This window comes from Streptomyces sp. SudanB182_2057 (assembly GCF_964272715.1).
GTDB classification, from domain to species: Bacteria; Actinomycetota; Actinomycetes; order Streptomycetales; family Streptomycetaceae; genus Streptomyces; species Streptomyces rubradiris.
This window is the reverse complement of record NZ_OZ186798.1, coordinates 1,125,289-1,139,952: the sequence shown is the minus strand read 5'-3', so window position 1 is coordinate 1,139,952 and position 14,664 is coordinate 1,125,289. Positions and strand designations below refer to the sequence as shown.

The window sequence follows — 14,664 nt, the reverse complement described above, 5'->3', positions numbered from 1 at the left end:
GCCGACGCGTGAGGCAAGCCCGTGACTTCCGACCTGCTCGCCCCCTTGGACCTGGCCTTCTGGAACATGGAGTCCGACCGGCACCCGATGCACCTCGGCGCGCTCGGGATCTTCGGCGCGCACTCGCCGACCGCCGGGGCGCACGCCGCCGACCTGCTCGCCGCCCGCGCCGCCGCCGTCCCCGGGCTGCGCCTGCGCATCCGCGACCTGTGGCAGCCGCTCGCCTTCGGCGGTGCCGCCCGCGAGACCGACCCGCGCTTCGACCCCCTCGACCACGTCCGGCTGCACGCCCCCGTCCACGACTTCCACGCCGCCGCCGGCCGGCTGATGGAGCGCCCGCTGGAGCGCGGCCGGCCACCGTGGGAGGCGCATGTGCTGCCCGGCGCCGACGGGGTCTCCTTCGCGGTGCTCTTCAAGTTCCACCACGCCCTCGCCGACGGGCTGCGCGCCCTGAAGCTCGCCGCCGGCATCCTGGACCCCGTCGGCCTGCCCGAGCGCGCGCCCCGCGTCATCGAGCCGCCGCGCGGCCCGCTGCCCGATGTGCGCCGGCTGCCCGAGCGAGTCCCCGGGCTGGTCCGGGGGGTGCTCACCGACATGGGCCGGGCGCTGGACATCGGCGCCTCGCTGGCCCGGTCCACCCTCGGCATGCGCCCGTGCGCCGCGCTCACCGCCGCGCCCAGCGGCACCCGCCGCGTCGCCGGGGTCGTCCTCGACATCGACGAGGTGCACCGGGTGCGCAAGAGCGCCGGCGGCACCGTCAACGATGTCCTCATCGCCGTCGTCGCCGGGGCCCTGCGCCGCTGGCTGGACGAGCGCGGCGACGGCAGCGAGGGCGTGGCACCCCGCGCCCTGATCCCGGTCTCCCGGCGCCGGCCGCACGCCTCCCAGCAGCAGGGCAACCGGCTCTCCGGTTATCTGACACGGCTCCCGGTGCACGAGAGCGACCCGCTCGGCCGGCTGCGCACCGTGCGCACCGCGATGGTCCGCAACAAGGACGCGGGGCCCGACCGGGGCGCCGGCGCGGTGGCCCTGCTCGCCGACCACGTCCCGGCCCTCGGCCACCGGCTCGGCGGGCCGCTGGTCGGCCAAGCGGCCCGGCTGTGGTTCGACATCCTGGTCACCAGCGTGCCGCTGCCCGGCCCCGGGCTACGGCTCGGCGGCCAGGAGCTGACCGAGGTGTACCCGCTGGCCCCGCTCGCCCCCGGCCAGGCCCTCGCGATCGCGATCTCCACGTACCGCGGGCGCGTGCACTACGGGCTGGTCGCCGACGCGCGGGCCGTCCCGGACCTGGACCGGCTCGCGCGGGCGGTGTCGGCGGAGGTGGCGGCCCTGCTGTCCGTCTGCGACCGCTGAGGACCGGACCCCGGCGGCCCCGCGTCCGGCACGTGCCGCTCTTCGCGCGGGCCGCCCCGGGGTCCGGCTGTCCCCGCTCACCGAGGACCCGGCCCCGGGGTCGCTCGGCGAGGACCGGTCCCGGGGCCGGCTCGCGTCCCTTGGCGGGAGCGGGAGCGGGGGCGGGAGGCGGCTCGGAGGTGCCGGCCGCGTCCTCCGCGCGCCCTGCGTCGGGCGCGCACGGACCCGGCGGCGGGACGGGACGCCGGTGATCCACGGGGAGCGGAACGGCGGCGGTTTGGCCCAGCGGCCCGGCGCTCCGTAAAATTCGCTGTTCGAAAGCGGGCGCGAGTCGGAGCGCCGCTCGGGTGACCAGGGGAACGGCAGCGCGATGACGGTGACAGAGGACGGCTCGGCGTCCATGGACGAGATGGTCTACGGGCCCGGTATCGACCCCGAGCGGCTCGCCGTCTGCCTGAGCGTGCTGGAGGAACTGGACCGGCTCGACGTCGACCACCCCGACGCGATCAAGGTGCGCCGGGCCACCTCGCACATCTACCGCACGGTCAAGCAGCGCCGCCGCCAGGAGCGTCGGGCTGCCAAGACCGCCCACGACCGCGCGGTCACCGAGGCCACCGCCACCGGCTCGGCCGAGCGCATCGACGACGAGACCGAGGGCATCCTGCCCTCCTCCAAGGTCGAGGAGGGCAGGATCGCGGGGATACTCCAGCGCCCGCGCTCCTGCTACACCTGCAAGACGCGGTACGTGGAAGTCGACTACTTCTACCACCAGCTCTGTCCCGACTGCGCCGGCGTCAACCGCGCCAAGCGGGACGCCCGCGCCGACCTCACCGGCAAGCGCGCCCTGCTCACCGGAGGCCGGGCCAAGATCGGCATGTACATCGCGCTGCGGCTGCTGCGCGACGGCGCGCACACGACCGTCACGACCCGCTTCCCGAAGGACGCCATCCGCCGCTTCAAGGCCATGGAGGACTCGGCGGACTGGCTGCACCGGCTGGAGGTCGTCGGCATCGACCTGCGCGACCCGGCCCAGGCCGTCGCGCTGGCCGACCGGGTCGCCGAGGCCGGCCCGCTGGACATCCTGATCAACAACGCCACGCAGACCGTGCGCCGCCTGCCCTCCGCCTACGCCGCCCTGGTCGACGGCGAGAGCGCCCCGCTGCCCGCCGGTGAGCTGCCCGCCCACCACGTCATCGGCGCCTTCAACTCCGGCGCGGTCGACGGCCTGGCCGCGCTGCCCGTCGGCACCAGCGGGCTGGACGCGCAGAAGGTGGCCGACCTCGCCCTGGTCGCGGGCAACGCCAGCGTCGCCCGGCACCTCGACGGCACCGCCATCGACGCGGGCGGTCTGCTCCCCGACGTCGTCGACACCAACACCTGGGTGCAGACCATCGACCAGATCTCCCCGGTGGAACTGCTGGAGACCCAGCTCTGCAACTACACCGCGCCGTTCATCCTGATCAGCAAGCTCCGCCCGGCCATGGCCGAGGCCGCGCGCAAGGCGGCGAGCGGACGGGCGTACATCGTGAACGTCTCGGCCATGGAGGGCGTCTTCAGCCGCGGCTACAAGGGTGCGGGCCACCCGAACACCAACGCCGCCAAGGCCGCGATGAACATGGTGACGCGGACCAGCGCGCAGGAGATGTTCGAGGCCGACCGGATCCTGATGACCTCGGTCGACACCGGCTGGATCACCGACGAGCGCCCCCACTACGAGAAGCTGCGCCTCGCCGAGGCCGGCTTCCACGCCCCGCTCGACCTGGTCGACGGCGCCGCCCGCGTCTACGACCCGGTCGTGCGCGGCGAGGCGGGCGAGGACCTGTACGGCGTCTTCCTGAAGGACTACGCACCCGGCAAGTGGTGAGCGGCGGGCGGGTGTTGGCCGGGATCACCCCGGCCCACCGCGCCCGAGCGCGACCGCGACCCGGCAGGCACCGCGCCCCGGCCGGCCGTGGCTCAGTCGACCGCGCCGAGCCGGCACCGGCCGGCCGCCACCAGCTCCAGCACGGTGCGCCAGTCCTCCAGCACGCCCGCGTCGAAAGCGGCCGTGCGGCCCTCCTCCTCGGCCTGGCGCAGCCGCTGCACGTCGTCGTCGGCCGGGTCCGCGTCCGCGCGGACCAACCGGGACACCCGCTCCCCGAGCAGGGAACGCACCGCCTCCGCGGCGCTGCCGGCCCGGGCCGCCTCGTCGCCCGGGCACAGCACCGGTCCGATGCCCCGCACCAGGCCCGCCACTTGGAGCTCCTTGTCGGCGGGGCGGCCGCGGCGCAGCAGCGCGGCGGTCCGCAGCGCGTGCCGGTGCCGACCGGCGTACAGCAGATCCATCAGCTCCTCGACGCTGCGCAGCTCCATGCGTCAGTCCTTCCGCGAGACAGCCGTTGCCGCGACAGCAGACCATGGCCGGTTTGCCGCGCGGCCAACGGCACTTGAACTGCGCCGGGTCGGTCAACCGTTCCCCAACTTATTTCGAAGAGGCGTTCGTTCATATCCGCCGTACGGGTGATTCCGGACGTCGCACGAGTGAGCATCTTATGGGAAAAGGCCCCATATTGGGGGCTATTGGGAGGCCGCGCGAAGCACAGTGGTTACACCTTGTTTGCATTCCCTATCGAGCGGATGCCCGCTCATTTGGTTAATCTGGGAGTCGACGGACAACAGTACGGGGTCTCACCCACACCCACCGTCCGTCCTGGGGCACGCCGGTCCACAACGGCCCGCTCCGGCAGCGGAGACCGGCGCCACCGCGTCCGTGAGCGGCCTTCCCAGCAGACCCGAGCGGGCGTCCGGCACCGTGGCACGGACCGTCCGGTATGCCCCGAGGGTGACCCGACACATAAGGAGTGCGCGGTGACACCGGAGAAGACGAATCGCGAACAGGGCCCCGAGGAACGCGCGGAGCGCGGGCGCCGCCGGCCCGGAGAACTCGGCAGCCTCGAGGTGTGGGCCCGCTCCGCCCCGATCCGCCTCGCCGGATACGAGGACGACCTGGCCGAGCCGCACATCCTGCCGAGCGTGGACTGACCCTCCCGCCCCGGCCCGCCGCGACCGCCGTCCGCGTGGGCGTGACAGACTCACGTTCCATGCTGATCAGAGAAGCCACGGCCGGGGACTGGCCGCGGATCTGGCCTTTCTGGCACCGGATCGTCGCCGCCGCCGAGACCTACGCCTGGGACCCCCGCACCGGCGAGGAAGCGGCCCGCGAGCTGTGGATGAGCCCGGCCAAGCGGGTCTACGTCGCCGAGGACACCGGCGGAGCCGTGGTCGGGTCGGCCTACCTCACCCCCAACTACGGTGGCCCCGCCGCCCGGGTCGCCAACGCCGGCTTCATGGTCGACCCCGAGCACGCCGGCCACGGCACCGGCCGTGCCCTCGCCACCCACGTACTGGCCGAGGCCCGGGCGCACGGCTACCGCGCGATGGTCTTCAACGCCGTGGTCGAGACCAACCCCGCCGTCGCCCTGTGGACGTCCCTCGGCTTCACGATCCTCGGCACGGTCCCGAAGGCGTTCGAGCACCCGCGGCACGGCAGGGTGGGGCTGCACATCATGTACCGGTCGCTGGAGTAGGCCCTGTCCTCACGCTCCCGCCGTCCGCCGCCAGGGGATCAGCTCCGCCAACTCCTCGGCCACGCCCAGCAGCAGGGACTCCGTGCCCGGCCGGCCCACCAGCTGTACGGCACAGGGCGCGCCCGAGGGCAGGGTGCCCACCGGCACGGACATCGCCGGCCAGCCGGTCAGGTTCCACGGCGGAGTGAACGGTGAATAGGCGGAGTTGGCGAGAATGTTGCGCAGCCAGCCGCGCTCGTGCCACGGTCCGGCCTGCGGGGAGCGGCGGGCCAGGGCCGGGGTGAGCAGCACGTCGTGCTCGGTGAAGAACGGCGTCAGCCGGTCGCGCAGCCGGTCCCGGGCGGCCCCGGTGCGCACCGCGCGGGTGAAGCGGCGGCCCACGGCCGCGTGCACCCGGGTCCGGCGGGCCAGCCGCGCCGGGTCCAGGCCCTCCGCGTCCACCGCCGTCCCGGCCGTCCAGTACCGGAGCGCGGTCACACCGAGGGAGGGCGGATACGGCGGTTCCGCCCGCCGCACCCGGTGCCCGGACCGGGCCAGCGCCCCGGCCGCCTGCCGCACCGCGTCCGTATACGGCCGGCTCACCGGCACCCCGGCGAGCGGGCTGCGCAGCGCGACGGCGATCCGCAACGGGCCGCGCTGCTCCCGCCGTACGAACTCCGCGTCGGCGAGGACGCCCAGCATCAGCCGCAGGTCCTCCACCGTCGTGGCCAGCGGCCCGTTCTCCGCCATGCCGAACCAGTCGCCGTGGCCGATCCCGGCCGGCACCACCGCGTGCCCCGGCTTCAGCGTGACCAGCCCGCAGTTCGCGGCCGGGATGCGCAACGAGCCCATCCCGTCGTTGCCGAGCGCCAGCGGCACCAGCCCGGCGGCCACCGCCGCCGCGCTGCCGCCGGAGGAGCCGCCCGCCGTTCGGGACGGATCCCAGGGGTTGCGGGCGATGCCGTACGGGCCCTCCGTGGTGCCGAAGACACACAGCTCGGGCACGTTCGTCAGGCCGACCACCACCGCCCCCGCCGCGCGCAGCCGGGCCACCGTCACATGGTCCTCGGCGGCCGGGGTGTCCGGGGTGGCGGCGGAGCCGTTGCGGCACGACTCGCCGCGCACCGCCAGGTTGTCCTTGACCGCCACCGGCACGCCCGCGAGCGGCAGTCCGGCCGGCTCCGCCCGGGCGGCCACCTCGTCGGCCTCGGCGAGCGCCGCCCGCGCCCGGACCTTCCGGAACGCCCCGATCCGGCCGTCCAGCCGCTCGATCCGCGTGAGGTGTTCGGCCACCACCTCCCGGGGGGTGACCCGCTTCTCGCGGACGGCGGCGGCGATCTCGGCGGCACTCCGGCCGGCCCAGCTGCTCAAGGACGCTCCTCGGGTGGTCGTCGGCTGCGCGCCCCATCGGTTACCCGTCGGTATGAAGGCGCGTAGAGAGAACTGTGCACCGCCGGGCCCGGTACGTCGAGAGGCCGACGGCCCGGACCCGGCGCGGTTCCGTGCCCGGGGCTCGGCGGGCTCCAGGGCCATGCGCGTGTCCCAGGCGCCGGTGCGGTCACGTGTCCGTGGCTCGGCGGGCTCCACGCCCACGCGCGTCCCAGGCGTCGGTTCGTCTCCGGGCCCGGGGCTCGGCCGGCTCTGGGGCCGCGCCCGCGACCCGGCCGACGGGCCGTCCCCGGGCCTGTGGCCGGGCGCCGGCGCGGTTCCGGTGCCCGGGGCTCGGCGGGCTCCAGGGCCATGCGCGTGTCCCAGGCGCCGGTGCGGTCACGTGTCCATGGCTCGGCGGGCTCCACGCCCACGCGCGTCCCAGGCGTCGGTTCGTCTCCGGGCCCGGGGCTCGGCCGGCTCCGGGGCCGCGCCCGCGACCCGGTCGGGGATTCGGCCCGCCGCTCGCGGCCCGGACGGCGGTTCACGCGCCGGTGTCCGGATCATCGGCGCCCGTAAGGCCGTTCCCGGTGCGGAGGCGGGGCCGCCGGGCCGTTCGTGCCGGGCCCGTGCTGTCCCGCTCGATCAGCCGGGGGACCGGTACCCGTACCGTCCGGGCCGGGCCGCCGTCCAGCAGGGCCAGCAGCTCCCGGGCCGCCGTCGACCCGAACTCCACGCTGTCCCGGGACAGCGCCGACAGCCACGGCGTGACCATGCGGCACAGGGCCGAGTCCTCCCAGGCCACCACCGACAGATCGGCCGGCACCGAGAAGCCCAGCTCCGCGGCGGCGGCGAGACCGGCGACCGCCATCACATCGGTGTCGTACACCAGGGCCGTCGGGGGAGCGGGTCCGCGCAGGACCCGGCGGGTGACGGCGGCGGCCTCGGCGCCGGAGTAGTCGGTCGTCACCGACTCCACCTCGGCGAGCCCCCGCCGCTCCGCCTCGGCGCGCAGCGTGCGGATGCGGCGCTGGGTGTGCGCGAGGCCCGGCAGACCGGCGATGTGCACGATCCGGCGATGGCCCAGAGCGGTCAACTCGCCCACCACCGAGGCCATCGCGCCCGCGTCGTCCGCCCAGACCGTGGACAGCCCCGGATGCCGCTCGTCCGGGGCGCCGCCGATCACCACGGCGGGCAGGGACAGTTCGTCCAGCAGACCGGGACGCGGATCGTCGGCGCGCGGATCGACCACCAGCACGCCGTCCACCCGGTGCTCGGCCCACCAGCGCCGGTACACCGCGCACTCGCCGGCCACGTCCTCCACCACCTGGAACAGCAGGCCCAAGTGGCGTTCGGCCAGCACCCCTTGGATCCCGGAGACGAGCTGGAGGAAGAAGGAGTCGACGCCCAGCGTGGCCGCCGGGCGGGCCAGCACGAAGCCGACCGTGGCCGCGCCCTCCCCGGACAGCGCGCGGGCCGCCGTACTCGGCCGCCAGCCCAGCTGCTCGGCGACCCGGCGCACCCGGGCCCGGGTGGCCTCCGAGACACCGGGGCGGTCGTTGAGCGCGAAGGACACGGCGCTCTCGGACACCCCGGCACGCCGGGCGATGTCCTTCATCGTGGGCCGGCGGGCGGGGGACCGTCTGGTCGGCACGTTTCCTCCCCTGCGGCAGAGAACCGCTAAAGCGCTTGAGTGTCAAGACCCTAAAGCGCATTAGTCAACTGCCGCAAGGTCCCGGCCAGGCGACGCCGACCTGGGCAAATGCCGGACGGAATGCCGTGGCGGCGACGAATCCATTGACTTTCCCGGAACGCCCTGTGCAAGGTCTTTCGCGCCACCCACAGCCCCGACACAGCAAGGGAGCCGTGTCCGTGCCCATCTCCCGCAGAGCCCTCACCGCCGTCGCCGTCGCCCTCGTCCTGCCGCTGAGCGCCTGCGGCCCGGGCGGCGGTGACGGCGGCACGAGCGACGCCTCCGGCAAGGTGGAGGGCGACATCACCTTCCAGACCTGGAACCTGCGCGCCAACTTCAAGGACTACTTCGAGGACCTGATCGCGGCCTTCGAGGAGAAGTACCCGGACACCCACGTCAAGTGGATCGACCAGCCCGCCGAGGGATACGCCGACAAGATCAGCGCGGACGCGGGCGGCGGCACCCTGCCCGACGTCGTCAACGTCTCCCCGGACCTCGTCGCCCCGCTCGCCCGGGCGGGCCTCGCGCTGGACCTCGACAAGGCCGCCGCCCGCTACCGGAAGGAGTACCTGCCCGGCGCCTGGGCCGGACACCGGATCCCCGGCACGACCGGCACCTACGCCTTCCCCTGGTACCTCAACACCGGCCCGCTCTTCTACAACAAAGCCCTCTTCGAAAAGGCCGGACTCGACCCGGAGAAGCCCCCGAGGACATACGACGAACTCTTCGCCGTCGCCCTGGAACTGGCCGAGAAGAGCGGCGGAAAGGTCGCCACCCTCGCCAACGTGCCCACCATCGAGGACTTCGGCCGCTACGGCGTCCCGCTCATGAACGAACAGGGCACCGCATTCACCTTCAACGACCCCAAGGGCGTCGAACTGCTCACCAAGTACAAGCGGTTGTACGACGCCAAGGCCCTCGACCCGCAGGCCCTGACCGCCACCGGCGAGTCGGCCGGAAAGAAATTCCTCACCGGCGCCGTCGCCATGAACCCCGGCAGCGCCCTGGACCTCGGCAACTTCAAGAAGAACGCCCCGAGCCTGTACCGGAACATCGGCATCACCGACCAGATCACCAGCACCGGGCACGTCAACATGTACGTGATGGGCGTGATGGTCAACTCCCGCACGCGGCACACCCCGGCCGCCGTCGCCTTCGCCCACTTCGTCACCGACGCCAGGAACCAGATGGTCTTCGCCAAGCGGGTCGCCGTCTTCCCGAGCACCGCCGGCTCGCTCGACGACCCGTACTTCACCAGGGAGGACGGCACCGACGAGACCCGGGTACGCGTCGCCGCCGCCAAGTCACTGAAAGGCGCGGTCAATTACACGCCCGTGCTGTTCAGCGAGCAGATGAAGACCGCGCTGCGCAACGAGGTCGCCAAGGCGCTCCAGGGCAAGGAGAGCCCCGAGGAAGCCCTCGACAACGCTGTCAAGGCCGCCGACCGGCTGCTCCGGGGCTGACCCGCCATGGCCGCGCCCCTGCGCGTACGGCGGCAACTGCCCACCAGCCCCTGGCTGTTCGCCGCACCGGGACTGCTGATCGCCGGCGCCTTCGTGCTGTACCCCTTCGTCTCCACCCTGGTGAACTCCTTCACCGACCGCCGCACCCTGCTCCCCGGCCGCTTCGTCGGGCTCGCCAACTTCCGCGAACTGCTCCACGACGACATGTTCTGGACGGGCCTGCGCAACAGCGTCCTCTACGTCCTCGTCGTCGTCCCCGCACTCGTCGTCCTGCCGCTGCTGCTCGCCCTGCTGGTGCGCCGGAACATCCCCGGGATCACCTTCTTCCGCTCCGCCTTCTACACCCCCGTCGTCGCCTCGATCGTCGTGGTGGGCCTGATCTGGGTGTGGCTGCTGGACGAACGCGGCCTGGTCAACTCGGTGCTGGAGACGGTGGGCATCGGCCGGATCGGGTTCCTCAGCGACCAGTGGCTGCTGCTGCTCAGTGCCATGGCGGTCACCGTGTGGAAGGGCCTCGGCTACTACATGGTCATCTACCTGGCCGCGCTGGCGAACGTGCCACGCGAACTGCACGAGGCCGCCGCCGTCGACGGGGCCGGACCGGTGCGCCGCTTCCTGTCCGTCACCGTGCCCGCCGTACGGTCCACCATGGTGCTGGTCGCCGCGCTCTCCTCGGTCGCCGCCTTCAAGGTGTTCTCCGAGGTGTACCTGATGGCGGGCCCGAGCGGCGGCCCGGCCGGCGAGGACACCACCCTGGTCATGCTCGTCCAGCGCACCGGCACCGGCCTGACCGGCCGGGTCGGCTACGCCTCCGCCCTCTCCGTCGTCGTGTTCGCCGTCACCGTCGTCCTGATGCTGCTCGTCCTGCGCGCCGACCGGAGGGAGGAAGCGTGAGCGTCCTGGAGAAGGCCCGCCCCGAGCGGCCCGCCGCCACGGCCCGGGAACCCCGCGTCACCGACCACGACGGCCGCCGCGCGCGGCCCGGCGAACTCCTCTGGCGGTACCTGCTGCTCCTCGCCGTCCTCGCCCTGACCACCGGCCCGTTCCTCTGGCAGCTCGCCACCTCCCTCAAGGGCCCCACCGAGGACATCTACAGCTCCCCGCCCCGCCTGCTGCCCGCCCACCCCACCCTGCACAACTACGCCCGGGTCGCCGACACCATCCCGGTCTGGGACTACGCCCTGAACTCCCTGAAGGTCGCCACCGCCAACGTCGTGACCAACTGCGTCGGTTCGGCCCTCGCCGGATACGCCCTGGCCCGGCTGCGCTACCGCGGCCGGCGCGCGACCACGCTCGTCTTCGTGCTGGCGATGCTCGTACCCGTCGAGGGCATCGTCATCGCCCAGTTCACCACCATGCGCGAACTCGGCCTGAACAACACGCTCATCGGCGTCGTCCTGCCCGGGGCCGTCGGCGCGATGAACGTCCTGCTGATGCGGGGCGCCTTCCGCGCCCTGCCCTACGAGATCGAGGAGGCCGCCTACGTCGACGGCGCCAACGTCTGGCAGCGGTTCCTGCGGGTCGCCCTGCCCTCGGTCAAGGGCACCCTCGCCGTCGTGGCGATCTTCGCCTTCATGGGCGCCTGGGACGACTTCCTGTGGCCGCTGATCGTGCTCAGCGACCCCTCCAAGTTCACCCTGACCATCGGCCTCAACTATCTGCACGGCACCTTCGCCAACGACGAACGCCTGGTCGCCGCCGGCACGGTCATCGCCGTGGCGCCGCTCATCGCCCTGTTCGCCTGCCTCCAGCGGTACTTCTTCCGAGGCGTCGGCGAGGGCGCCGTCAAGGGCTGAACCTCCCCCGAGCGCAAGGGACACCGCATGCCTCCCGCCGTACGCTTCGGCGTCAACTACACGCCCAGTCAAGGGTGGTTCCACCACTGGCTCGACTTCGACCTCGACTCCGTCCGCGCCGACCTCGACGCCATCGCCGCGCTCGGCCTGGACCACATCCGCGTCTTCCCGCTGTGGCCGTACTTCCAGCCCAACCGCACCCTGATCCGCCCCCGCGCCGTCGAGCAGCTCGTGGCCCTCGCCGACGCCGCCGCCGAACGCGGCCTCGACACCGCCGTGGACGGACTGCAGGGCCACCTGTCCAGCTTCGACTTCCTGCCCGCCTGGACCCGTACCTGGCACCGCCGCAACCTCTTCACCGACCCGGACGTCACCGCCGGACAGGCCGCCTACCTGCGCACCCTCGCCGCAGCCCTCGCCGACCGGCCGCACTTCCTCGGCATGACCGTCGGCAACGAGGTCAACCAGTTCGCCGCCGGCCCCCACCCCGACCCCGACCCGGTGACCGCCGACGAGGCCGGACGCTGGCTCACCCGGATGCTGGACGCCTGCGCCGAGGGCGCCCCCGGCCGCCCCCATCTGCACGCCTCCTACGACGCCACCTGGTACCAGGACGACCAGCCCTTCACCCCCGCCCACTCCGCCCGGCTCGGCGCCGTCACCGCCGTGCACTCCTGGGTGTTCAACGGAACCGCCCAGCGCCACGGCCGCACCTCCGTGCCCACCCGGCACCACGCCGCCTACCTGGTCGAACTCGCCAAGGCATGGGCGGACGACCCGCACCGGCCGGTCTGGCTCCAGGAGGTCGGCGCCCCCGCGCCGCTGGTGCCCGCCGAGCACGCCGCCGCCTTCGCCGAGGCCACGATCGGCAACGTCCTGGACTGCCCCGACCTGTGGGGCATCACCTGGTGGTGCTCCCACGACGTGTCGCGCACGCTCGCCGACTTTCCCGAACTCGAATACTCCCTGGGGCTGCTCACCGGCGAACAGCGGCCCAAGGACATCGCCCGCGTGCTGGCCGGCGCCGCCCGCGCAGGCCACCGCGCCCCGGTCGCGCGCCGTACGGCCCTCGTCGTCCCCGCCGCGCCGGACCGCCGCTCCCGCTGCGCGCCCGGCGGCGACGTCTTCGACGCCTACTTCCGGCTCGTCGCCGACGGCGCCCGCCCCACCACCGTGCTCGACACCCGCGCCGACGACCGGGACCACCTCGCCGCGCGCGGCATCACCGACGTCGTCACGCCCGGCCAGGTACTCCCCGTCCCCCAAGGAGGCACCCGCTCGTGAACCCCAGCAGACGCACCGTCCTGATCGCCGCCGGTGCCACGGCCCTCACCCCCGTACCGCCCGCCACGGCCGCCCCGCGCGCCCCCACCGCCACCGCGCCGTACGCCGCCTACTGGTACCCGGACTCGCTGCCCGCCGGCAGCCCCGGCCCCGGCATCACCTGGCGCAGCCTCAAGGACTGGCGCGCCGCGGACGACCCCGATCTCGCCTTCAACGCCGCGACCGTACCCCTCGCCACGCGCTTCACCCCGACCCCGGCGAACCCCACCGCCCGCACGGGGCAGGCCCGCGTCCAGGCGCTGGTCTCCTTCGGGCCGACGTCGGCCAACCCCTCCCAGGGATCGGCCACCGCCGACTACTACGCCCTCACCCACTGGGCGTACATCGACGAGCTGGTGTTCTGGGGCGGTTCGGCCGGCGAGGGCCTGATCCTCGCTCCGAACGCCCCGGTCGTCGACGCGGCCCACCGGCACGGCGTCCCCGTCCTCGGGAGCGTCTTCCTGCCGCCGGCGGCCTACGGCGGACAACTCCAGTGGACCCGGGACCTGGTGCAGCGGGATGCCACCGGCCACTACCCGCTCGCCGAGCGACTCGTCGCGGTGGCGGCGGCGTACGGCTTCGACGGCTGGTTCCTTAACGCCGAGACGGGCGGCGGGAACACCGCGCTGGGCACGGCCATGCTGGGTTTCGTCAAGGAGCTGAGGGCGCTGGCGGCGGCCAAGGGACAGCGGGTGACCTGGTACGACGCGCTGACCGTGAACGGCACGGTCAGCTGGCAGGGCGCGCTGACCAGCCAGAACCAGGCGTTCTTCCAGGCCGCCGACGGCATGTTCGTGGACTTCCGGTGGAGCGCGGCCTCGCTGGCGTCCTCCGGGACGAAGGCGGACCGGCTGGGGCGCGGCCGCTACGAACTGTGGGCCGGCGTCGACGTCGAGTCGAACGGGTCCGGCACGTATGTGAACTGGGACGCGATCGTGCCCGCCGGGAAGCCGCACGTCACCTCGATCGGGTTCTACCGGCCCGAGTGGACCCGGAACCACCTGCCCGCCGACCGCCGCGCCCCCGGTGACTTCCACGCGGCCGACGACCGGTTCTGGACCGGTCGGTCCGCGGACCCGTCGCGGCCCGACCCGGGCGATCCGTGGCGGGCGCCGGCGGTGTCCGTGGCGGACCGGTCGACGGTGACCGCGGTGCCGTTCGCGACCGTGTTCAACACGGGCCACGGCCTGCGGTGGTACGAGGAGGGGGCCGTCGTCTCGGAGAGCCCCTGGAACCATCTCGGCCTCCAGGACCGGCTGCCGTCACGGCGGTGGGTGGTCCGGACGGCGGGGACACGGCCGGCGGTCGCTTTCGACTTCGCCGACGCCTGGCGGGGCGGGAGCAGCGTGCTGGTGGCGGGTGAACTCGATCAACCAGTGGTGCTGGACCTGTACGCGACCCGGTTGCCGATCGCTGTGAACGCGGTTGTCGACCTGACGTTCCGGGGCGAGTCTGGGGATGTGAACGTGGAACTGGCGGTGGCAACGGCGCCACCGAGCGGACCGGGGGAGACACCGCCGTACAGGTATCTGCCTGTGAACTCGGTCAACACGCGGGCTGTGGGGCAGGCGACGGTCGGCGGGACGGGTGTGAACTCCGGTCAGACGCAAGGTGGTGTGAACTCGGCTCACCCAGAAGCGCGCGGAGACTCCGCCAGCGCCCACGCCCGTGTGAATTCGGTCAACAGCTGGCAGACCGTCACCATCTCGCTCACCGGCCTCTCCGGCACCGTGCACGCTCTCGGCATCCGGCTCACCCCCACCGACGGCGCCACCCCGGTGCGCTGGCGGCTCGGCGGCCTCGCCGTCCGCCCCGACGGCACCCCGCCGACCCCCGCCGCCCCTTCCGCCGCCCGCGTCACCGCAGCGAGCGGCGGCGACCTCCGGCTCGCCTGGAACCCCGCCCCCGGCCCCGTCCGCCACTACACCCTCCATCGCCTCCTGGCCGACGGCACCCGCCGCTTCCTCGGCGCCACCGGCCAGCGCGCCTGGTTCGCCGCCGGTCTGCGGCCCGAGCAGGGCGAGCCGGCCGCACGGTTCGAAGTGCGCGCCGTGGGGGAGCTCTACAACGCCTCGGCCCCCGTCACCGTCACCCACCCCTGGTAATCACCCGGAACCCGCAGG

Annotated in this window: 12 protein-coding genes; 9 read left to right on the top strand and 3 right to left on the bottom strand. The window is 73.7% G+C overall.

Annotation, left to right across the window (positions count from 1 at the left end; genetic code table 11):
- The first annotated feature begins 21 nt into the window (after positions 1 to 21).
- The gene (locus ACSURM_RS04635) at positions 22 to 1,353 is read left to right on the top strand and encodes a wax ester/triacylglycerol synthase family O-acyltransferase (protein ID WP_436953666.1); all 1,332 of its coding nucleotides are present in this window, start codon (positions 22 to 24) and stop codon (positions 1,351 to 1,353) included.
- 370 nt (positions 1,354 to 1,723) lie between these two features.
- Positions 1,724 to 3,217 (top strand): SDR family NAD(P)-dependent oxidoreductase, encoded by a 1,494-nt coding sequence (locus ACSURM_RS04630; RefSeq protein WP_436953665.1) that lies wholly within the window; start codon positions 1,724 to 1,726, stop codon positions 3,215 to 3,217.
- Positions 3,218 to 3,309: 92 nt separating this feature from the next.
- On the opposite strand, the gene ACSURM_RS04625 is transcribed toward ACSURM_RS04630, so the two are convergent.
- Positions 3,310 to 3,705, bottom strand: coding sequence for a hypothetical protein (locus tag ACSURM_RS04625; RefSeq protein ID WP_436953664.1), 396 nt, complete (start codon positions 3,703 to 3,705; stop codon positions 3,310 to 3,312).
- Positions 3,706 to 4,200: 495 nt separating this feature from the next.
- Here ACSURM_RS04625 and ACSURM_RS04620 point away from each other — a divergent pair, with 495 nt between their 5' ends.
- On the top strand, positions 4,201 to 4,374 hold the full coding sequence (locus ACSURM_RS04620) for a hypothetical protein (RefSeq protein WP_189754627.1): 174 nt from the start codon (positions 4,201 to 4,203) through the stop codon (positions 4,372 to 4,374).
- 59 nt (positions 4,375 to 4,433) lie between these two features.
- Complete coding sequence (locus ACSURM_RS04615) at positions 4,434 to 4,919, top strand: N-acetyltransferase family protein (RefSeq protein ID WP_436953663.1); 486 nt, start codon at positions 4,434 to 4,436, stop codon at positions 4,917 to 4,919.
- Between the two features lie 9 nt (positions 4,920 to 4,928).
- Here the strand turns inward: ACSURM_RS04615 and ACSURM_RS04610 are convergent, their stop codons facing one another.
- Positions 4,929 to 6,269, bottom strand: coding sequence for an amidase (locus ACSURM_RS04610; RefSeq protein WP_436953662.1), 1,341 nt, complete (start codon positions 6,267 to 6,269; stop codon positions 4,929 to 4,931).
- Between the two features lie 541 nt (positions 6,270 to 6,810).
- Positions 6,811 to 7,920, bottom strand: coding sequence for a LacI family DNA-binding transcriptional regulator (locus ACSURM_RS04605; protein ID WP_436953661.1), 1,110 nt, complete (start codon positions 7,918 to 7,920; stop codon positions 6,811 to 6,813).
- Positions 7,921 to 8,138: 218 nt separating this feature from the next.
- On the opposite strand from ACSURM_RS04605, the gene ACSURM_RS04600 reads away from it, so the two are divergent.
- The 5 genes from ACSURM_RS04600 to ACSURM_RS04580 are packed head-to-tail and all read left to right on the top strand — an operon-like array spanning position 8,139 to position 14,646.
- The gene (locus ACSURM_RS04600) at positions 8,139 to 9,422 is read left to right on the top strand and encodes an ABC transporter substrate-binding protein (protein WP_436953660.1); all 1,284 of its coding nucleotides are present in this window, start codon (positions 8,139 to 8,141) and stop codon (positions 9,420 to 9,422) included.
- A gap of 6 nt (positions 9,423 to 9,428) precedes the next feature.
- The gene (locus tag ACSURM_RS04595) at positions 9,429 to 10,316 is read left to right on the top strand and encodes a carbohydrate ABC transporter permease (RefSeq protein ID WP_436953659.1); all 888 of its coding nucleotides are present in this window, start codon (positions 9,429 to 9,431) and stop codon (positions 10,314 to 10,316) included.
- Positions 10,313 to 11,218, top strand: coding sequence for a carbohydrate ABC transporter permease (locus ACSURM_RS04590; protein WP_436953658.1), 906 nt, complete (start codon positions 10,313 to 10,315; stop codon positions 11,216 to 11,218). The genes ACSURM_RS04595 and ACSURM_RS04590 overlap by 4 nt, the downstream gene beginning before the upstream one ends.
- Before the next feature lie 27 nt (positions 11,219 to 11,245).
- Positions 11,246 to 12,502 (top strand): glycoside hydrolase 5 family protein, encoded by a 1,257-nt coding sequence (locus ACSURM_RS04585; RefSeq protein WP_436953657.1) that lies wholly within the window; start codon positions 11,246 to 11,248, stop codon positions 12,500 to 12,502.
- The gene (locus tag ACSURM_RS04580) at positions 12,499 to 14,646 is read left to right on the top strand and encodes an endo-beta-N-acetylglucosaminidase (protein WP_436953656.1); all 2,148 of its coding nucleotides are present in this window, start codon (positions 12,499 to 12,501) and stop codon (positions 14,644 to 14,646) included. Before ACSURM_RS04585 ends, ACSURM_RS04580 begins: the two co-directional genes overlap by 4 nt.
- Positions 14,647 to 14,664 lie beyond the last annotated feature (18 nt).